18 protein-coding genes are annotated in these 18,831 nt (G+C 56.7%); 9 read left to right on the top strand and 9 right to left on the bottom strand.

The window, feature by feature from the left end:
* Window positions 1–133 precede the first annotated feature (133 nt).
* From KOM00_RS09955 to KOM00_RS09980, 6 genes are all read left to right on the top strand, one after another.
* The gene (locus KOM00_RS09955; RefSeq protein WP_456264250.1) at window positions 134–682 is read left to right on the top strand and encodes a hypothetical protein; all 549 of its coding nucleotides are present in this window, start codon (window positions 134–136) and stop codon (window positions 680–682) included.
* 13 nt (window positions 683–695) lie between these two features.
* The gene (locus KOM00_RS09960) at window positions 696–938 is read left to right on the top strand and encodes a hypothetical protein (protein WP_216498772.1); all 243 of its coding nucleotides are present in this window, start codon (window positions 696–698) and stop codon (window positions 936–938) included.
* A gap of 449 nt (window positions 939–1,387) precedes the next feature.
* The gene (locus KOM00_RS09965) at window positions 1,388–1,597 is read left to right on the top strand and encodes a hypothetical protein (protein ID WP_216498773.1); all 210 of its coding nucleotides are present in this window, start codon (window positions 1,388–1,390) and stop codon (window positions 1,595–1,597) included.
* Between the two features lie 81 nt (window positions 1,598–1,678).
* Complete coding sequence (locus KOM00_RS09970; RefSeq protein ID WP_216498774.1) at window positions 1,679–2,983, top strand: hypothetical protein; 1,305 nt, start codon at window positions 1,679–1,681, stop codon at window positions 2,981–2,983.
* A gap of 3 nt (window positions 2,984–2,986) precedes the next feature.
* Window positions 2,987–3,358, top strand: coding sequence for a hypothetical protein (locus tag KOM00_RS09975; RefSeq protein WP_216498775.1), 372 nt, complete (start codon window positions 2,987–2,989; stop codon window positions 3,356–3,358).
* A gap of 14 nt (window positions 3,359–3,372) precedes the next feature.
* A complete protein-coding gene (locus KOM00_RS09980; RefSeq protein ID WP_216498776.1) occupies window positions 3,373–4,557 on the top strand; it encodes a zonular occludens toxin domain-containing protein in 1,185 nt (394 codons plus the stop codon).
* A gap of 112 nt (window positions 4,558–4,669) precedes the next feature.
* Here the strand turns inward: KOM00_RS09980 and KOM00_RS09985 are convergent, their stop codons facing one another.
* Window positions 4,670–4,924, bottom strand: coding sequence for a helix-turn-helix domain-containing protein (locus KOM00_RS09985; RefSeq protein WP_216498777.1), 255 nt, complete (start codon window positions 4,922–4,924; stop codon window positions 4,670–4,672).
* Window positions 4,925–5,534: 610 nt separating this feature from the next.
* Here KOM00_RS09985 and KOM00_RS09990 point away from each other — a divergent pair.
* Together KOM00_RS09990 and KOM00_RS09995 are read left to right on the top strand one after the other, a co-directional pair.
* The gene (locus KOM00_RS09990; protein WP_216498778.1) at window positions 5,535–6,380 is read left to right on the top strand and encodes a phosphate/phosphite/phosphonate ABC transporter substrate-binding protein; all 846 of its coding nucleotides are present in this window, start codon (window positions 5,535–5,537) and stop codon (window positions 6,378–6,380) included.
* A 12-nt stretch (window positions 6,381–6,392) separates the two neighbouring features.
* On the top strand, window positions 6,393–8,657 hold the full coding sequence (locus KOM00_RS09995) for an ATP-binding protein (RefSeq protein WP_216498779.1): 2,265 nt from the start codon (window positions 6,393–6,395) through the stop codon (window positions 8,655–8,657).
* A gap of 58 nt (window positions 8,658–8,715) precedes the next feature.
* Here KOM00_RS09995 and KOM00_RS10000 read toward each other — a convergent pair whose 3' ends face one another.
* The 3 genes from KOM00_RS10000 to KOM00_RS10010 are packed head-to-tail and all read right to left on the bottom strand — an operon-like array spanning window position 8,716 to window position 10,986.
* Entirely contained in the window at window positions 8,716–9,525 is an 810-nt protein-coding gene (locus tag KOM00_RS10000; protein ID WP_216498780.1) for a hypothetical protein, read from the bottom strand.
* Between the two features lie 38 nt (window positions 9,526–9,563).
* Complete coding sequence (locus KOM00_RS10005) at window positions 9,564–10,430, bottom strand: transporter (RefSeq protein WP_216498781.1); 867 nt, start codon at window positions 10,428–10,430, stop codon at window positions 9,564–9,566.
* Window positions 10,431–10,461: 31 nt separating this feature from the next.
* On the bottom strand, window positions 10,462–10,986 hold the full coding sequence (locus tag KOM00_RS10010) for a DNA-binding protein (protein ID WP_236026876.1): 525 nt from the start codon (window positions 10,984–10,986) through the stop codon (window positions 10,462–10,464).
* Window positions 10,987–11,054: 68 nt separating this feature from the next.
* On the opposite strand from KOM00_RS10010, the gene KOM00_RS10015 reads away from it, so the two are divergent.
* On the top strand, window positions 11,055–11,246 hold the full coding sequence (locus KOM00_RS10015; RefSeq protein ID WP_216498783.1) for a hypothetical protein: 192 nt from the start codon (window positions 11,055–11,057) through the stop codon (window positions 11,244–11,246).
* A 96-nt stretch (window positions 11,247–11,342) separates the two neighbouring features.
* Here the strand turns inward: KOM00_RS10015 and KOM00_RS10020 are convergent, their stop codons facing one another.
* From KOM00_RS10020 to KOM00_RS10040, 5 genes are all read right to left on the bottom strand, one after another.
* Complete coding sequence (locus KOM00_RS10020) at window positions 11,343–12,692, bottom strand: sigma-54-dependent transcriptional regulator (RefSeq protein WP_216498784.1); 1,350 nt, start codon at window positions 12,690–12,692, stop codon at window positions 11,343–11,345.
* An 18-nt stretch (window positions 12,693–12,710) separates the two neighbouring features.
* Window positions 12,711–13,931 (bottom strand): ATP-binding protein, encoded by a 1,221-nt coding sequence (locus KOM00_RS10025; RefSeq protein ID WP_216498785.1) that lies wholly within the window; start codon window positions 13,929–13,931, stop codon window positions 12,711–12,713.
* 40 nt (window positions 13,932–13,971) lie between these two features.
* The gene (locus tag KOM00_RS10030; protein ID WP_216498786.1) at window positions 13,972–14,862 is read right to left on the bottom strand and encodes a GerMN domain-containing protein; all 891 of its coding nucleotides are present in this window, start codon (window positions 14,860–14,862) and stop codon (window positions 13,972–13,974) included.
* Window positions 14,863–15,039: 177 nt separating this feature from the next.
* Entirely contained in the window at window positions 15,040–15,519 is a 480-nt protein-coding gene (locus KOM00_RS10035; protein ID WP_216498787.1) for a hypothetical protein, read from the bottom strand.
* Between the two features lie 146 nt (window positions 15,520–15,665).
* On the bottom strand, window positions 15,666–18,803 hold the full coding sequence (locus KOM00_RS10040) for an efflux RND transporter permease subunit (protein WP_216498788.1): 3,138 nt from the start codon (window positions 18,801–18,803) through the stop codon (window positions 15,666–15,668).
* Between the last annotated feature and the right edge of the window lie 28 nt (window positions 18,804–18,831).

Here is an 18,831-nt window from a genome sequence, read left to right on the forward strand (position 1 = left end):
GTCACTCACCACTGCGAGATCATCGAAACCGGGAACGATAGCTGGAGGATCAAGACCAGAATCAAGAACTGAAAACTGCTACCTGGGGTGGGTCAATTTTGGACGCCGATGGTGGGTCAATTTTCAAAGCCGATTGACAGCGGAGCTGCAGGAAAATGGAAATATTCATTTTCATATCCTTTGGGATCAGTTTTTTCCTATCAAGTGGCTTACGAAGATTTGGGGGCAAGCCTCTAACAGCGTTGACATAGAGAAAATGAAGAATCCACTTCATGCCGCAAACTACATGCGGAAATACATAACGAAGGATCAAACGTCCCATATACGTGGGAACCGGTACAACATAAGTGCCGGGTTGAGGGCTACCATGAAGCCAATCGAAAAAGTCATTGCTGAAATGACTCACAGTCAGGCAATAGGCCAAAAAGGCGGCGAAATTTTAGAAGAAATGCGGGATACCCTCATGGCCGCTCAGTCCATGATTGAAGCTCGCGGTGGTCGTGTCATAGATGCCGGTTTCGGTTTCTCCGTCCCGGCCCCCCGCTCCTCCAAGGAGTACACCGACCGCAAAACGGGGGAAAAGAAAAGGAGTCGCGGAGTAGATCCCCGACTCGGTAAACGGATTGTTTCCATGCTCTCCACCTTCGGAGAGCAAATAAACGCGCAGATAGCGCCGTTCTAAAGGAGTAATGCCAATGCAAGCAAAAGTTCGTGTTCTCAACGTATCCACCAAGTCCGGTAACAAAGAAGGCCGTGCATGGAGCTTCGACAACATCACCCTGCTCGATCTGGAGTCCTTCGACAAGCTCAGCTTGCGTCTGCCCGACGGCATGATCGCCGGGATTCGCCCCTATGAGGGCAAAGAAGGCGTCGCCAGCCTCGGCTTCGATGCAAAAACCGAAAAAGTCACTTTCCTCGGCTTCAAGGCGGCGGCCTAGTCATGGGTGAGGAACTGATAAGGGCGTCAAATAACCTTTGCTGGTTCTTCGGTTCCTTTCTGGCTGTGATTATTCTTGCGTGTCTCTGCTCTGGCTGTTCGTCCTCCAGGGCGACCAATGACATGCAGGGGTTCTGTCACATGGCTCCCGCCTCGGAAGCGTTCGTCCGGTGGCAACAAACAGCGCCCTTCTAAGGGGATTTGCATGATTACCTATAACGTCATTGCTGTTTCGGACATTCAGGAATTCAACTGGGCCTTCACGCTCGTTGTAGCGTGGCTCCCTGCCCTTTTCGGTATCAAGGCAATAGTACGCCTTGCCACGAGGTCTTAAAATGACACTTGCCGAAAATTACCAAGTAATTGCAGGTTTCGCGGGGCTAATTGTCGGGGGTATTACATTGTGGGTGCTTCTCGACTGGTAGCAAATAAAAAACAGGAGGTAGCAAAATGAAACAGATGGTCAAGAAGTGCGGTAAAGCGGTTGGCGGGGCTGCCCTCGCCGTGGGTGCTGCTGCTGGTCAGGCTGCGGCTGCTGTCGATCTCACCGGGATCACCATCGACACCACCGGCCCGGAAGATCTGGCCAAGATGATCCTGCCGGCGCTCTTCGTCATGTGGGCGATCCGGAAGCTGATCAAGCTGACCAACCGTTCCTAATCGGCGGGGTACAGCTCCAGCAAAAAAGGGGGTGGGGTTTATGCCCTGCCCCTTTTTTAATTTCCTTCAAAGGTGGTTCCTATGAGGTCATTATTTTTTCTGCTTCTTCTGGTTATCATTCCGGTTTCGGCTTATGCCATTGACTGCACTCAGATTCCTACCGATATGGCGTCCGGTGGTCCAATATCCCAATTTCGTTCCTACCAAAAAAACGGATATGCTTACATTCCCGGTGCGCTTATAGGGTCTGAATCTGGTGATGCCTGTCTCGGGAAAGGGACCGAAAACACCTATAAAATTTTTGATGGTGATGGTTCCTACAGGACATGCGTTCCTACGGCTGGTGGCACCTGCGATAATCTCACATACTGGGGTACTTATAGCAAATACTCAATCACAAAAATTGCCTGTGATGTTCCTCCCCCTCCCGATCCCACTAACTTTCCGGGTCACTGTTCCAATAAAGCTCAGGATCAAGATGAAACCGGCATAGATTGCGGTGGTTCCTGTAAGGCATGTATCAAAAAGTGTCCAAATGGTACTTCAGAGTTTTACGTTAAAAATTTAGATGGTACAGGTGAAGGTGGCTATGTATGCGCCGCAGTGGTCATGCCCGATAGTGCCGGGAATTGTCCGAATGGATATCAAAAGACCAAAACGGCTGATTCCACCATTTATCCGACAGGAACTCCTATCTGTGCAGCTCCTGCCGATTATGTAGAAACTTCGCCCGATGTTGGCCCCGAAAATACGCCTACAGTTGAGCCTCCTCCTGGTTGGCAAACTGGAACAACCTCTTACACCGATTTTGGCAGTGGTTCCGGTGGTACAACCACAAATCCCAACACCTCTACCACTACCAATGAAGGGACTAAATCCGGTGCTCCCGCTGGCACTCAGTCATATACCACTACTACAACCGTTTCCAGTAAAACATTCAATACCGGTACAACTACAAAAACAACCACTACAACAACCACTACTAATAATTATTATAGTGGCGCCGGTGGTACTGGTGACAAACTAGGCTCTGATACGACTACTGAAGAAACTGGACTACCTGAAGATAATCCATCAAACTATGACTATAATCCAGCTATTGCACCTGACGGTTCAATCAGTATTTCAGAATCAGAATATGGTCAAGGTCCTAACTGGGAATCAATAAAGACAGATATAGATTCAAAACTTCAAGAACTATCCAATTCTATAACAGGTAATCAAATACTTACATCTGATCCAACCTGCGCTATTACTGGTTCAATTATGGGTCGTTCCTATACAATCAGTTTTTGCAAGTATCAATCATTTCTGGAATCAATGGGGGTTTTCCTCCTGGCTGTAACATATTTAGCTGGATTCATTTATCTTTTCGACAGGGGGTAAAAAATGCCTGCTCTAATTGCTGCTGCTCTTGCTTGGCTCGCTCGTATTCTGCCTGCCCTTCTCTCTTTTTCTCGTGTGCTCACATTTTTTAAGGGGCTTCTCTCTGCTGGCCTTTTTACCATTGGGATTCCTCTTGCTATTAACTGGGGTATTTTCAAAGTAATGCAGAATTTCTCTGCTCCCATGTTCGATACTCTCGGTCTTTCTCCCCAGTCTATCCAACTGACTCAACTCGGCGCATGGTTCGCTGTTTGTCTCAAACTTCCCGCCTGTCTTTCCGTGTTTCTTGGGTTCGTTGCAAAACGTGCTGTACTTAATATGGTGAAAATTGGTGGTATCTTCTCTAAATTTACAACTGACCGATACAGTCATTAATAGGAGTCTCCCCAATGCAAAAAGTGATAACTGGTCCACCACGTGCTGGTAAAACCTATTGGGCTGTTCGTCATGTACTCGTTACCTATTTCAAGTGGGATAACGAATTATTTACCTGGGTTCCCAAATCAGATAAAACCCCCTTCATCCTTACCAATATAGATGGTCTTCGGATTCCTCATGTCAATCTTGATGTTTTCCTTAAACAACAAAGTTGTACTCTAGCAGATTTCCTTACCCTAGATAGGGTTGTTCCCTTCATCGAAAAAATTGGTGTACCATTTGTTCTTCTTCTCGACGAGGCTCATGGTACATTCCCATTTAATTTCAAAGATAAAGGTGCTGGTGATCCCCAAAAATCCACCCTTTATTTCTTTGGTTATCATGGTCATTATCCAATTGATATTTATCTTATTACACATTCATGGACTGATTTATGTCCTTCTATAGCTCAAAGGGCTGAATATCAGATTGATGCCGAAAGACGCACCCTTTCTGCCGTTGGTGAATTCCGTTATTTCTATCTGCACCCCAAAACTCAGGAGAAATTAAATACTCAAGTAGTCAAATCCGATAAAAAGATTCACATGATGTATCTGTCCTCCAATGGTGAACATAAAACAAACGAAATTAAACCAATCCGAAAACAACTTTATATAATTATTGCTCTGTGTGTTGTCTCCGTGTTTTTCTTTCTTAAGTTCATGGGTCATTTCGGCAACACCAAGAATTCCATAAAACCAGCGCCCCGCCCCGCTGTGAGGGCGGGGGCGGGGGGCGCGTTGGTGCCAGGAGTGGCAAACATGCCAATAAAACCCACTCTTGAAATAATGTCAGCTCCCGTACAAAGGTCATACAGTAGCCTTAAGCCTCCTGCGGTCAAAAAACAGTCTTACGTTCAGGTTTCTCTGGCTGGGGCGTGGTTCGGGGATAAATTGGTGGCGGTCGATCTGTTCGGGCAAGTGGTCCCGATTTCCGAGTTGCCGTATAGCTATTCGGTGGACCGTAAAAATAGGCGGGCGCTCGTATCCGTTCCAGATGATGTAGTGGCGGCACTTCGTCCTGGTCTTTGGGTGGACAATTCGCGGGTGCTACAGGTGGCAAGGGTTGCCGATCCGGCTCCCCCCTCCCCTTCCACTGGTAATATTCACCCTGTTGCAAATGATCCTGCTTTCGTGTCCCAACCTGTTAAGCGATAACTTGCCCAACTAGCGCCCTTTAGGGCGGTCAAAGCGCCTTACCCCTCTGACCGTGCCTATATGGGCGCTTTCATTGTGCCACTGCTCCCCCATCGGAGCCGTCCCCGCCCATTCACCCCTTCAAAGCCAAGCCTTTCCCATGATCCTTTAGCGAGTTGCTGAGAGGCTTCTTTTCAGGCGGTGTCCTCCCTACCACTTCATCAAGAGATACGCCAAAAGCATCAGCAAATTTGATAACAGTTTCTAAGCTGCAATTTTTGCCGTTCATCAAATGGCTTATATAAGATTGCCCTAATCCTACCTTTTCGGCTATCTGTTCCTGTGTATATCCCCTTGATTTAAGAGACTCTAAAAATTTCTTTATCATATTAGCCTCAAATATTATTGACAGTAATATATTACTCGTGGTAATACATTGTTCCCATGGAATCCTTCATCAATGAGCACATGACCGTTGAGAAAGTGACCTCCGAGGGGATCGCAATAGTTACCCTTCGCATTCCCCTCGACATGCTTGATGACATTACGGCGCTTGCCGAACATGCAATTCACGCTTCCCGCTGGATTGCTCGCCGTAGTCGTTCACACAAGTGTGGCAATTTTGCCGCATATCCTAGCAGATTCATGAGGCTGAACAAGTGAAAAATGGGGAAATGCGCAAAATAACTTTACTTTCTATATCTTATGAGACAATCACAGCTATCCCCTTCGATCCTCCCGCAACAACACAACACAGCAACAACCAACCGAACTGGAACTGAATCTGTTTTCGAAGTCCGGATTCGAAGATGCAGTGACTCTTTCCGTACCCGCGCGTAAAGTCATGGAAAAAATGGATCAAGTGTAGCTTGTCATATGCCGAGTAGGAATTGTGATGATGCTGACAATGTCTGATTGTGTGGTATCAGTTTAAGGCTTCTCGTAAAAACGAACTACCGAGTACTACCACACCAAAACAGCCTCAAGTGGAGATTCTTATGTCATGTCTAAAGGTCAAGTTCTACTGTCTTATTTTGGCTTTTCTCATCGCGGTAGCCCTTCCCTTCCAGGCCTCAGCCACAGAAAAAGTATATACCCTGGCAGTAGTGCCTAATCTCCCCGCAGTGACACTACACAAGAACTGGACACCGCTGGTGTATTATCTTTCACAGCAGACGGGCATAAAAATCGAGCTCAAACTCTACGACAAGATCACCACCTTCCTGGAAGACACCAAGGGTGAACATGTCGACTTCATGTATGCCGCCCCCAACATGTTCTACCTGGCCTATCAGAAGCAGAAATACATACCACTGGTACGGGGATCGAACATGCTGCGCGGCCAGGTATTCGTCCGCAAGGACTCTCCGTACAACCAGGTGAAAGACCTCAAGGGGAAAACGATCGCCATCGTCGGCCCCAAGAACGTCTGCAGCGTGATCACGCGCCACGCCGTTCTCACCGGACAGCAGATCGATTTCAACGTATTCTACAGCGGATCCACCATCAACGTTGCCAAGAGCGTCCTGGTCGGCAAGGCAGATGCCGGAGCCACCTTGGACAGCAGCATGATCGACGACTTTCCCGAGATGCAGAAGGAGTTCCGGGTTATCATGAAAACCCAGGAGGTGGCCTCCCACCCTTTCGCCGCTCACCCGAGGGTCCCCAAAAAGGTTCGGGATGCGGTGACGACCGCCCTGCTCAACCTGGACCACACCGAGCAGGGGCGCAACATGCTGAAAGCGGTCAAGCTCGTGGCGCCCGTGAAAGCTGATTTCCGACGGGATTACGCCTTCTTTGCCGACGTCAACTTCGACCTGCTCGACAAACAGCAACCCAAGTAGCCCGGTCCCGTGATGTTCAAGCGCCTAGAGGTAAAAATCACCGTATCGCTGGCCCTGATCCTGACCGCCATGATCGCCGTTTACGGCTGGTGGACCGGCAGTCGGCAGCAGTCGATTTACGTCCAGGCGCTTTCGGACAACCTGCGGGTCCTCGCCCATAGCCTTGCGGACAACGCCGCGGGCTTCATCGTGACCCAGGAGTACGCCGGGCTCGAAGCGCACATGCTGAACGCGGCGCAGATGCCTGACGTAGTCTCCATCCAGGTAGTGGAGCCCAACGGCAACCTGCTGTGCAACATCGAGCGTCCTTCGCGCAGCGTCCCTCCCCGGCTCATATACGGCAAGAAGGCCGTTACCGTCCTCACCACGCGGGAACCTCTGCTGAGACGCCAGGGAGACCAGTTGGTTTGCTGGGCGCCCATCTCAGCCGGGACCCACCTCGGGTGGGTACGGATGGCACTCAGCCTGGAAACGGCAAACCAGCTGCAACGGGCCACCTGGCACAGCAGTCTGCAGATCGGCGCTCTCTGGATCCTGGTTGGCACCCTCCTGATGGTCCTGGTGGTCAAACGACCGCTGCGGGCGGTACGTGAGCTCAGCCGGTTCGCACAGGATTTACAGGATCACAAGGGGGCCCAGGTCTCGGTGCAGCGCGGAGTCTACGAGATCGACCAGCTGGCCGACGCCCTGAACCATTCCTCTACCGAACTGCGCGACGCCGAACAGCGCCTGATAGCTGAGCAGGAACGGCTAACCGTCACCCTGCAATCCATAGGCGACGGCGTCATCGCCACCGACACCGGCGACCGGATCGTGCTGCTGAACCAGGTCGCCGAGGTTCTCACCGGCTGGAGCGAGGCTGAAGCCCGATGGCACCGGCTGGACCAAGTGCTTAAACTGGCGGGAGAAAGAGAGCACTCGGAAGTGATGGCGGAGCTTCACCACGTGATCGAGGCGAGGCAGGCCCTTGAACTACCGGGTCAACATAGACTTTTTTCCAAAAGCGGCGCCGAACGGACAGTAACCGTCAACAGCGCGCCTATCATCAACAGCTCGGGGGAACTGGGCGGGATGGTCCTGGTAATCCGCGACATCACGGAAAAAGCCAAAATGGAGGCCGAAAAGCGGGGACTGGCGCAACAGCTGGTGCAATCTCAGAAGATGGAGGCGGTTGGCCAGTTGGCAGGCGGAGTTGCCCATGACTTCAACAACATGCTCGGCGTCATCATGGGGCATGCGGAACTCGGGATGCTCACTGCCGAGCCTTCCGGTCAGATGCACGACCGGCTCAAGGAAATTCTCGATGCAGCACGGCGCTCGGCCGACATCACCAAGCAGTTGCTGGCCTTCTCCAGGCAGCAGCACGCCGAGCCCAAGGTCCTCGACCTGAACGAGACCATAGCCAAGATGCTTAAAATGCTGCATCGCCTGATCGGCGAGGATATAGATCTTTCGTGGTCACCGGGCTTCGACCTTTGGAAAGTAAAGCTCGACCCGTCCCAACTGGACCAGGTCATGGCCAATCTTTGCGTCAACGCGCGCGACGCCATCGCCGGGGTCGGCAAGATAGAGATCTACACCCAAAACGTCGCCCTCAACCTGCACGACCAGGCGCGGATGGCCGACCTGGTGCCGGGCGACTACGTGATGCTGGTGGTGTCTGACAGCGGAAAAGGGATGTCGCGGGAGGTTATGGACCGGATCTTCGAACCCTTCTACACCACCAAGGAACTTGGACGCGGCACCGGCCTCGGGCTCGCCACCGTGTTCGGCATCGTGAAGCAAAACAGGGGCAACATCGAGGTCGCCAGCGAACCCGGCCATGGCGCGACCTTCCGTATCTACCTGCCTGCGGTGCATGAGGTTGCCCAGGAGTCGAAGCCGGAAGTGGAAAAACCCGTGGGAGGTACGGAAAGCATCCTGCTGGTCGAGGACGAACCCGCCATCATGGAGATAGGGACGACGATCCTGTCCCAGTTGGGGTACACCGTCTATGCGGCGGGCTCACCGGACCAGGCCATCGAGATCGCGGCCGACCACAAAAAAGCGATCGACCTCCTTCTGACCGATATCATCATGCCGGGGATGAACGGTCGCGACCTGTCCGAGCGGCTCTTGAAAAGCCGCCCCGGCCTGAAGTGTCTGTTTATGTCGGGCTATACGGCCGATGTCATCGCGGAGAGGGGCAAGGTGGACGAGGACATGTGTTTTCTGCAAAAGCCCTTCACCATGCATTCGCTGGCGACCAAGGTGAGGGAGGTCCTGACCGAGCCATAAGAGGCCTCGCGGCCCCCCCCGGTGACATCCGCCCCGGAGGTGCCGCGAGTAAGGAAGGCTACCTCCCCATCATCCCCCCACTCCCCGTCATGCCGCCGAAGTAGGAGGACATGTTGTGGAACGGTTGGCCGATGGTGATGTTGTTGAGATTCGAGGACATCTGGGTCATCAACTGGGTCATGTCCGCGTCGGTAGCGGCGGCCCGCACCGATGACATGTTGCTGAACATCGCCCCCATCATGCCCCGGTAACGGTTGACGTCCACCACGGTATCACTGCCGGACTGGTAGACCTGCCCCATCTGCCCCCCCATCAGGGTAGCCATCTTCTGGGCGGTCGCGTGAAGCGCCTGGTTCTGCCCGGCCATGTAGTCCCCCATCACGTCGGAGTCCTGCGCAACGTGCAATTTGAGCCGCAACTGCTCCATCGCCTCGGTCATGGTGTAGTTGCCGGTCTCCATCATCTCCCGCACCTGGGTGGTAAGGGGACTGATGAAGTTGCTGCTCACCGTTCCGGAAACGCTGTCCTTGGGAAGGCTCAAGAGGTAGCTGTGTGCCACCGGCAGACCGGTATCCTGGTCGATGGTGACGTCCTTGACGGCGAGGGCGACGATCGGGTATTTGCCGAGATCGGCGGGGTCCACGGTGAGCGAATAAACGCCGTTGGCATCGGTCTGCATGTTCGGCTCGCCGTCATCGAGACGGTAGTTGTTGTTCTTGTCCATGAAGACCGTCGCCTTCTCCAGGTAACCGTCGGCCACCTTGCCTGCAACCTTGGCCGCAGTGGTGGAGGAAGAACCACCGCCACACCCTGCCAGCATACCGACCGCCAATACAGCTGCTGCCGCTGCAATAATCTCTCGTTTCATAGTAATACCCCCTCTTCTATCCCTGTAAGTTGTCAATTTCAAAAGTCGTAAGAAACCGCGATGCCGCTGCCGTAATCGGCACTGCTGCGGGTCCACCCCTTGGCCACGTACCCTTCGATGCTGGTGCGACCGGTAACCAGGTACTTCAGTTTCAGCCTCGTTTCCACCAGTGCGCTGGCTCCCTCTATGGGAGCCGTGGAAGTCTTCACCACCACCATGGGCATCAGCGAATCTGTTACTGCGTAACCTGTTCCTGCACTGAAGCTCAAGTAGTCCTTCAATGCGAGAACCGAGGAATGCCCCTGGAAGGTGTAGCCCGTCTCGACGAAGGAGTACCACCTGTCCATCTGTTTGAAGAGTTCAACCGCGCCTCCTTCGTCAAAGGCCCCTGTGCCCAGCGCCTTGCTCTCGTCTCCGGTGGGGAACTTCACGAAGAGGTAGGGTCGGATCCGCGGCATGAACTCCCCCTCCGGTACCAGCACGTAGCCGGCCTTGGCGGTCATGTCGCCGGGACCGCTCGCGGAGCGGCCGTAGCTGTCCGGCTGTGCAGAGGACATGGAGCCGTTGCCGCCGTGCTGGCCGTTCATCGCTGCCACTTCTTTCTGCATCCCTGCCATCTGCCCACCCGAGCCGAGGAGAACGCCGGTATTCACGGCAGAGTTGCTCTGGTAGACGTACGGTATTTCCAGGGAAAAGCCGAGGCGATCGGTGGCAGCGAGCGACAAGGTCACGGGAATGGAGATGGACCGCGTTGTGACGCCGGTACCGTAATCGCCCGAGGCGAACTCGAAGCCGAGGGTTGCGGAAAGCGCAGGCCCTTCCGCGTGGACCCGCTGCGGAACCAACAGACATCCCGCAACCAACAAAACGCCAACGACCTTGAAACTGATACCCGCCTTGATCATCATCACCTCATGGCACAGCCGGAGTTCGGCGCTAGCGCCGCATGCCGCCGCCCATCATACCGCCGCCACGCATGAAACCGCCGCCCAAACCACCGCCGAACCGGCCATCCTGCGATCGCATACTTGCCCCGGCTCCCTTGCTCGACCAGGCTGGTTCGCCGCTTTCGCTGCGCAGTTCGACAGCGGCTCCCGTGGTCTTGTTCACCAGCTTTTGGGTCAGCAGGTAGTCTTTGCCATCCTGCCCCTGCGCCCTGGCGCCTTTGGCGCTGATCTCGTCGTTGACCCGAACGGCGATTCCCTTTTTCTGCCAGAAGCCGCCCGGCCCTACGCTCAGGTTCACGGTGCCGGACGCCGTGTGAACCTCCAAGATGTACTGCTCGTTTTCAACCTGGTGCGGCGCGGCACTGACACGACCGGAAACGCTCCCCACGGTGTTGAGGTCGTAGCCCCGGTTGAAGTCAAGACCGCTTTTCCCTGTGTTGTCCGAACCGAAGCCGAGAAACCCCGCGGAAGCATCCCCGAGCCACAGCCCGTTCAGGAGCAAAGTCATTATCATAAAAATAAGCCGCCCACCTGCCATAACAATGCACCGTCCTTCCGATTGGTCACCACATCGGATGCAACATGCAGCATCCGGTCAGCAGCGCAAATGCCGCCACTAGTACAACCACCGCCATCGTCTTCATCGCTCCCCCTTTTTTCCGGTTACCGGCACTACTGAACAACACGCTACCTTCCAACGCCTCGACCTCCTTTTTTGAAATGTGGATGGTCAAGGGGTATCACGGTCCGTGCCAGTTCGCGGCGGCATCGTAACTCGCCGATTTCACTCGGTCTGTCGCTGCCGCACTTGTCCTGGGGAAGCCTATTGGGTGCAAGAAATTGCACCGTCACTCACCAGTCTTGCACCACTCACCCCTCATCGAGAAAGCCGTACTCTTTCAGCTTGTACTGCAAAGAGCGGCGGGAGATGCCGAGCTCCGCTGCCGCGAGGCGGCGGTTGCCGCCATGTTTCGCGATCGCCTGCGCGATCAGGTCGCGCTCGGCCCCTTTCAGGCGCTCCCTGCTGTCCAGTTGCCCTCCCTGGATCTTGGACACGATCTCGTCCGGAAGCGTAGACGCCCGGACCTGGTCTTTGGACAGGATCACCGCCCTTTCCATCACGTTTTGCAGTTCGCGGACGTTGCCGGGCCACTCATAGCGACGTAGAGCGGCGAGGGCATCGTGCTCGATCCCCTTCAGCGTCTTGCCCAGCTGTGAGCTGAAGCGTTGCATGAAGTATTCGGCCAAAATATCGATGGCACCCGACCTTTCCCTTAGCGGCGGGAGTTGCAGCGGGAAGACGTTGAGCCGGTAGTAGAGGTCTTCACGGAAGCGACGCTGGGTGACTTCCTCGCGCAGGTTCCTGTTGGTCGCGGCGATGATGCGGACGTCGGCCTTTATCTCCCGGGTCCCCCCCACCCTCTCGAACGACCGCTCCTGTATAACGCGCAGCAGTTTCGCCTGAAGGGAAAGGGGCATCTCCCCAATTTCGTCCAGAAAGATGGTGCCTCCCTTTGCCAACTCGAATTTACCCTGGCGCGCCTGTATAGCACCGGTAAAAGCACCCTTTTCGTGACCGAACAGCTCGCTCTCCAGGAGGTTTTCCGGTATGGCGGCACAGTTTATGGCGACAAAGGCGCCCTTGCTTCTCTGGCTCATGAGGTGAATGGTCCGGGCCACCAGCTCTTTGCCGGTGCCGCTTTCACCGTAGATCAGCACGTTCGCCATAGTGGCGGCCACGTCATGGACCAGTTGCCGCACGGCGCGCATGGCATCGCTGGCGAAAAGAAGCTCCTCCGGCGGCAGCCCGGCGGACTCGGATTCCTTGAGGGAAAGGTATTCCCGGGTCCGGCTTTGCGTCTCAATGGTCCTTTGTACCAGGGCGAGCAGTGCCTGGGGGTCCTTCAATGGCTTGGTCAGGAAGTCCACCGCTCCCTCTTTGATGGCGCAGACGGCCTCGTCGACGGTACCGAAAGCGGTGAGGAAGATAAAGGGGGGCGCACCGGGATCCGGCCTCGTCTCCCGAAACAGGTCAAGACCACTTTTCCCGGGAAGCTTCAGGTCGGAAACCACCACGTCAAAGCCGGTCTGGCGCAAAAGGCGCAACGCCTTTACGCCGTCGGCGGCGGCCTCCACCTGGTACCCTTCGTCCTGCAGGATGGTCTGCACAAAGGCGCGAAAGGTTTCGTCATCCTCAACAACCAGTACTGATCCCTTCATCTCGGCTCCTCTACCTGGTCAGCGGGCACGGGGGAGGGTGAGCGTGACCACCGTCCCCTCCCCTTCCCTGCTTTGCAGCGTGATGCTGCCACTGTTCGCTTCTACGATCTTCTTGCACAGGGCAAGCCCAAGCCCGGTCCCCCGGCTTTTCGTGGTGAAAAACGGGTCGAAAACTTGCTGGCGATGCTCCTCGGCTATGCCGCTGCCGTTGTCCCGAATGCTGATGACGGCATCCCTGCCCGACCGCTCCGCCAATAATTGCAGTAGCCCGCCGTCAGGCATGGCCTGAAGCGCGTTATGCCCGAGATTAAGCAGCGCCTGCTCGATCCGGTCCCGCTTGCCGTGCACCAGCAAGTCGTCGGGGCAGCGCCAGGTGACGCCGACCCCCTGAGCACGGGCATCCGGCTGGAGCAGGGAGACGGTTTGGGCAAAAAGGGGAGCAAGAGGAAAATCCTCCCGCGCCTCCGGCTCGTTCGCCGCGTAGGCCAAAAGATCGTTCACGAGGCTCTCCAGGCGCACCGCCTCGGTCACGATGCTCTGGGCAAAGGCAGCGTTGCGGGACTCCTGGGGCTTGGCGGCTATTACCTGGGCGAACCCCTTGATACCCGCCAGGGGATTGCGTATCTCATGGGCCAGGACGGCCCCCATTTCGCCCAGTTTCGCCAGTGCCTCCCTGCGTGCCAGTTCCTCCCGGTGGCGCTCGTCGCGCCGCGCATACCGCGCCAGGCCAAAACTCAAAAGCCACCCCATCACGACCAGCATGAGCACGATGGTCATGTTAAGCCTGGCGCGCCGGACTACCGCGTCGGCACGGTACGTATGCAGGGTGAGCACCAGGACAAGCGGCTCCCCACGCACCGTCACAGGTGAGGCGAACTGGTAGGCGCGCTCGCCGGTACCGAGGGTGACGCGGGTTTCGGATCTGGTGAGCAGCGGCACCTCCTTGGCGGACCGGCCATCGACAGGGGTGCCGACCAGATCGCGGTTGGAGTGGAAGCGGTAGACGCCCCGGCGGTCGACAAGGGTGAAATATGCAACATCGGGGGGATGGAAGGAGTGCAGCGTCTCCAGAGAGGGGTCGTTGGCTGCAAGTTTTTCTATGGCAGTGGTAAGCGACAGCGCGAGCCCACGCAGGTTTTCCCTGGCTATGGGGCCGGCCTCGCGGTAGTCGTAGACGGCGAACCAGAGCAGACAGCAGGTGACGGCGAGGCCGAGCAGCAATATGGCTTTCTTGAACATGTGCGTCCCAGGCCCCGTCACTAACCGGGCACCGCTCCGGTCAGTGTTCCTTTATCTCAAGGGCAACATCGGCGTCGCCCGAGGCGCTGCGCCCGAGCTTGTCGGTAACCTTCCAGCGCACCTTCAGCGGGGTACCGGGCTGGTACGGCTGGGGATTCCTGGCCTTCAGCACCCCCGCCATGTCGAACACCGATTGATAGATGTCTCCCTCGATCTTCCTGCCATCGGCACCAGACAGCGTGAGCTCCTTGATGTCCACCGGCCGGTCGAAGAAGGCGTCGATTTCCTCGACGTTGGCGGCTCCCTTCTCCTTCATGCCGGTGACGCCCAAAAGCCGCGGTGCGGCAAGAGGAAGCACCGCACTCTCATCGGCCTTCGCGACGAGCTTATTTAGGGAACTATCGGCGCCTTCTACCTTGAAGACGACCGTGGTCACGCCGGCGAACTGGCGCAAGGTGAGCGTCACTGCATTTACCACTGCCTGCTGCACCTGCGGGTCGGACTTTATCGAATTCAGTTCCTTGCTGAAGTTGACGGTCACCGTGCCTGCGGACTGGGAGACGTCGAGGACGCGGCTGCCGACCGGAAACGGTTGGGTGAGTTCCCCCTGGTAGGATTTCTGGTCGCCCATACCTGCTATCAGTTTCCCCAGCGCCACCTTTTTCAGGCTGGCCTCGTCGAAACTGAAGAACGGGAAAGGAAGCACCTTGCCGGCCTCCCTTGCGGAAGGGAAGTAGATGACAAATCCGTAGCAGCTCCCCTTGTCCACCGGTGGAACCGCCCCGAAGTGCTTAACGAAAGCGCCGGTGGCGTTAACCCTCCCCTTGGCCTCGGGAGGCGGCTCCTGACGGGAAGTGCACCCTGCGAAAGCGGTGACAAGAAGAAGCAGGCATACGCACCGAACGGTCCGGGCGAGGTTCATATTTGCCATGGCAAGTATCCTCTAAGATATTCTGGAGAAAAACGCCAGCCGAAAATTCTTATGGTTCGATCAGTTACGCTTCAAAGCAACCTGCGCGAGACAGCGACAGCGGAAGAGGACGGGAGCAACCGGGTGGGGAAGACTGAAGCAAAGGGCGGCTCCGGTATCGAAGCCGCCCGGGCTGTACTACTTGACGGTATACCAGAACTTGGAGGTGCGCACCTGGCCGTCTTTAACCTTGAACTTGCACATCACGCCGTACTTGCCCTTCTTGGAGAGGTCGAAGTCTGCGCCGAAGTGCCCCTGCATACCCATGAGATCCTTGGTCTGCTCGGCCTTGTCAGGCCCCTGGACCTTCGCCGTCACCTCACCTTCGGTGATCGGTTTACCGGTCTTGGCGTCCTTGAATTCGACCGCGATGTGATGGGTTTCTTTCATCCCTTTGGGGAGTTCCATTTTCATGGCGGCCATGTGCTCCTTCATGCTCATGACCTTGAAGGTGGCCTTGACGCCCTTGACGACCTCTTCGTGAGCTACGCCCCCCATGTCATGGTCCATCTTCATGCTGCCATGATCCATGTTCATGGAACCGTGATCCGTTGCATAGGAAGCGATCGGAGCGGTCAGAGCGAGTGCGGCGGCAACCAGAACGACGAGTTTCTTCATGGTAAGTTCTCCTTTTGCTTGAAAAATAATCTGTTACTGACTAAGCACGCGGTGTGCCAAGAGCTAAAGTGCGGATTCCATGCGGTCTCCCGAAAATGAGCCGCAGCAAGATGAAGAATATTCTACTGCAACAGTAGCATATTCGGCTAATGCTTCATCCCCGAGTACTTCAATTTCCCTTTCTTCAGGTCGTGCTTCTTCATCAGCACGAAGATCACCGGGGTCATGATCAGCACGTGCACGGCGGACGATATCATCCCCCCGATCATGGGCGCCGCGATCGGCTTCATGACGTCAGCGCCGGTCCCGGAGGACCACATGATCGGCACAAGGCCGATCAGCGCCACCGCGACGGTCATCAGTTTGGGACGCAGCCTGAGCACCGCCCCCTCGAAGGTGGCATCGTAGATATCCTGTTCGGTGACCGGTCCCTTGAGCAGCTTCTTGTCGAGGGCTTCGTGCAGGTAGATGACCATGACCACACCGGTCTCGACCGCGATACCGTACAGGGCGATGAAGCCGACCCAGACGGCAACCGACATATTGTACCCGAGCAGTTTCACCAGGTACACCCCCCCTACCAGCGCGAACGGGACCGAGAGCATGACCATGCTCGCCTCCAGCGCGGAGTGGAAGGTGAAGTAGAGCAGGATGAAGATGATCAGGATCCCCGCCGGGACCAGCATCTGCAGGCGCGCCTTGGCGCGTACCTGGTTCTCCCACTGCCCCGACCAGGCGACGTAGTACCCCGGGGGAAGCTTCATCTGCTTCTCGAGCACCGTCTTCGCCTCGTTCACGAAGCCCCCCATGTCGCGACCGCGCACGTTGAGGAAGACGATGGAACGCAGGAGTCCCCCCTCGCTGTTGATCTCGGGGGCGCCGGTGGAAACCTTCAACTTGGTCACCAGCGAGAGCGGAACCTGGGCCCCCCCCATCCCGGAGACGAGGATGCGCTGGATGGAAGGGATGTCGCTGCGCATATCGCGCATGTAACGCAGGCGGATCGGGAAGCGGTTTCGCCCTTCGACCGACGTGGAGAGCATCTCGCCGCCGAGCGCGGTGGAAATCACCTCCTGGATGTCCCCAACGGCAACGCCGTAGCGGGCGGCCGCCTCGCGGTCAATGTCGATGTCGATGTAGTTGCCGCCGGTGACCCTTTCCGCGACGACATCGGCCGCCCCGGGGACGGTCTTCAGTATCCCCTCGGCCTGCACCGCCAGGTCCTTCAGCACGTTCAGGTCGGAGCCGAAGAACTTGACCCCCAGGTCGGTGCGCACCCCGGTTGAGAGCATGTTGATGCGGTTGATGATGGGCTGGGTCCAGCCGTTTCTGACCCCGATCTGCTGCAGCTTGCCGTCGAGTTCCGCCACGATATCGGCCTTGGTGACGCCGGGGCGCCACTTGTCCTTGGGCTTCAGGATGATGATACTCTCGAACATGGAGACCGGCGCCGGGTCGGTCGACGTCTCGGCGCGTCCTACCTTGCCGAGCACGTGCTCCACCTCCGGCACGCTCTTGATCACGGTATCCTGCACCTGGATCAGCCGCTTCGCCTCGTTGATGGAGATGTTGGGGAGCGTCACCGGCATGTAGAGGAGAGACCCCTCGTCCAGGGGGGGCATGAACTCGCTGCCGATGCTCATGAACATCGGGATGGCGATGGCGAGCGCCACCACGTTGAGCGCGATGGTGGTCTTCTTCCACTTGAGCACCCACCGGATCACCGGGGAGTAGAGCTTGATGAAGAAAGTGGAGACCGGGTTGGAGCTCTCCGGCGGCATCTTGCCGCGCATCAGGAAATACATCAGCACCGGGACCAGGGTGATGGCGATGACGGCGGACCCCATCATGGAGAAGGTCTTGGTAAAGGCGAGCGGGTGGAACATCTTGCCTTCCTGCCCTTCGAGCAGGAACACCGGCACGAAGGAGAGGATGATGATGGCGAGCGAGAAGAAGATGGCACGCCCGACCTGCTTGGCCGAGGCGATGATGACATCCAGGCGCTTCTCCTTGCGCTCCTCGGGGGGCATCTCGGAGAGGTGTCGGTAGCAGTTCTCCACCATGATGACGCCGGCGTCGACCAGCACGCCGATGGCGATGGCGATCCCCCCGAGCGACATGATGTTCGAGGTAACCCCCATAAGCTTCATGGTGATGAAGGATATGAGCACCGCGATGGGGAGCGTCAGGACGATGACCAGCGCGCTCTGGAAGTGGAGCAGGAAGACCAGGATGACCAGCGACACCACGATCGATTCCTCTATGAGCGAGGACTTCAGGGTGTGGATCGCCCGCTCGATCAGGTCGCTTCGGTCATAGGAAACCATGATCTTGACGCCGGGAGGGAGCCCCTTCTCCAGGGAGACGATCTTCTCCTTGACCCGGTCGATGACGTCCTTGGCGTTCTCGCCGTAGCGCATGACCACGATGCCGCCGACGGCCTCACCCTGGCCGTTCATGTCCAGCATGCCGCGCCGTATGGCGCCGCCGAGCTGCACGGTGCCCAGGTTCTTCACGTAGATGGGGGTGCCGCGCATGTCGGCGCCGACCACGATGTCCTCGAGGTCCGCGGTGGATTTCACGTAGCCACGTCCGCGGATCAGGTATTCGGCGTCGGCCTGCTCTAAGAGCCTCCCCCCCACGTCGTTGTTGGACTTCTTGATCGCATCGGCCACCTGCCCGACCTTGATGTTGTAGGCAAAGAGGCGGTTGGGGTCGAGGTCGACCTGGTACTCGCGCACGAAACCGCCGATGGAGGCGACCTCGGCCACGCCCGGCACCGTGTTCAGCTGGTAACGTACGAACCAGTCCTGCAGGGTCCTCAGCTGCTCGAGGTCGTACCCCTTCCCTTCAAGCGTGTACCAGAAGACGTGACCGACGCCGGTGCCGTCCGGCCCGAGGGTGGGTACGACACCCGAGGGAAGGAGGCTCGCGGCGTAGTTCAGGCGCTCGAGGACGCGGGTCCTGGCCCAGTAGATGTCCGCCTTGTCCTCGAAGATCACGTAGATCATGGAGAAACCGAAGGCGGAGGAGGCGCGCACCGCGCGCACCTGCGGCAGCCCCTGCAGGTTCACGGCCAGCGGGTAGGTAACCTGGTCTTCGACCACCTGCGGCGAACGACCCGGGTAATCGGTGAAAACGATGACCTGGTTGTCGGAGAGATCCGGTATCGCGTCCACCGGCGTCTTGTAGACTGCCCAGACGCCCCAGGCTATCAGCAGGGCGAAGAGCATCAGCACTATCACCCGGTTGCGGGCGGAATATTCGATGATCTTTTCAATCATGTAAAACCTCAGTGCTCATAGGAATGCC

The sequence above is a fragment of the Geomonas diazotrophica genome (assembly GCF_018919385.1).
Taxonomy (GTDB): domain Bacteria; phylum Desulfobacterota; class Desulfuromonadia; order Geobacterales; family Geobacteraceae; genus Geomonas; species Geomonas diazotrophica.

Coding starts and splice junctions, on each gene's coding strand:
- KOM00_RS09960 (WP_216498772.1), top strand. CDS start 696: ATGCAAGCAAAAGTTCGTGTTCTCAACGTATCCACCAAGTCCGGTAAC.
- KOM00_RS09965 (WP_216498773.1), top strand. CDS start 1,388: ATGAAACAGATGGTCAAGAAGTGCGGTAAAGCGGTTGGCGGGGCTGCC.
- KOM00_RS09970 (WP_216498774.1), top strand. CDS start 1,679: ATGAGGTCATTATTTTTTCTGCTTCTTCTGGTTATCATTCCGGTTTCG.
- KOM00_RS09975 (WP_216498775.1), top strand. CDS start 2,987: ATGCCTGCTCTAATTGCTGCTGCTCTTGCTTGGCTCGCTCGTATTCTG.
- KOM00_RS09980 (WP_216498776.1), top strand. CDS start 3,373: ATGCAAAAAGTGATAACTGGTCCACCACGTGCTGGTAAAACCTATTGG.
- KOM00_RS09985 (WP_216498777.1), bottom strand. CDS start 4,924: ATGATAAAGAAATTTTTAGAGTCTCTTAAATCAAGGGGATATACACAG.
- KOM00_RS09990 (WP_216498778.1), top strand. CDS start 5,535: ATGTCATGTCTAAAGGTCAAGTTCTACTGTCTTATTTTGGCTTTTCTC.
- KOM00_RS09995 (WP_216498779.1), top strand. CDS start 6,393: ATGTTCAAGCGCCTAGAGGTAAAAATCACCGTATCGCTGGCCCTGATC.
- KOM00_RS10000 (WP_216498780.1), bottom strand. CDS start 9,525: ATGAAACGAGAGATTATTGCAGCGGCAGCAGCTGTATTGGCGGTCGGT.
- KOM00_RS10005 (WP_216498781.1), bottom strand. CDS start 10,430: ATGATCAAGGCGGGTATCAGTTTCAAGGTCGTTGGCGTTTTGTTGGTT.
- KOM00_RS10010 (WP_236026876.1), bottom strand. CDS start 10,986: ATGATAATGACTTTGCTCCTGAACGGGCTGTGGCTCGGGGATGCTTCC.
- KOM00_RS10015 (WP_216498783.1), top strand. CDS start 11,055: ATGCAGCATCCGGTCAGCAGCGCAAATGCCGCCACTAGTACAACCACC.
- KOM00_RS10020 (WP_216498784.1), bottom strand. CDS start 12,692: ATGAAGGGATCAGTACTGGTTGTTGAGGATGACGAAACCTTTCGCGCC.
- KOM00_RS10025 (WP_216498785.1), bottom strand. CDS start 13,931: ATGTTCAAGAAAGCCATATTGCTGCTCGGCCTCGCCGTCACCTGCTGT.
- KOM00_RS10030 (WP_216498786.1), bottom strand. CDS start 14,862: ATGGCAAATATGAACCTCGCCCGGACCGTTCGGTGCGTATGCCTGCTT.
- KOM00_RS10035 (WP_216498787.1), bottom strand. CDS start 15,519: ATGAAGAAACTCGTCGTTCTGGTTGCCGCCGCACTCGCTCTGACCGCT.
- KOM00_RS10040 (WP_216498788.1), bottom strand. CDS start 18,803: ATGATTGAAAAGATCATCGAATATTCCGCCCGCAACCGGGTGATAGTG.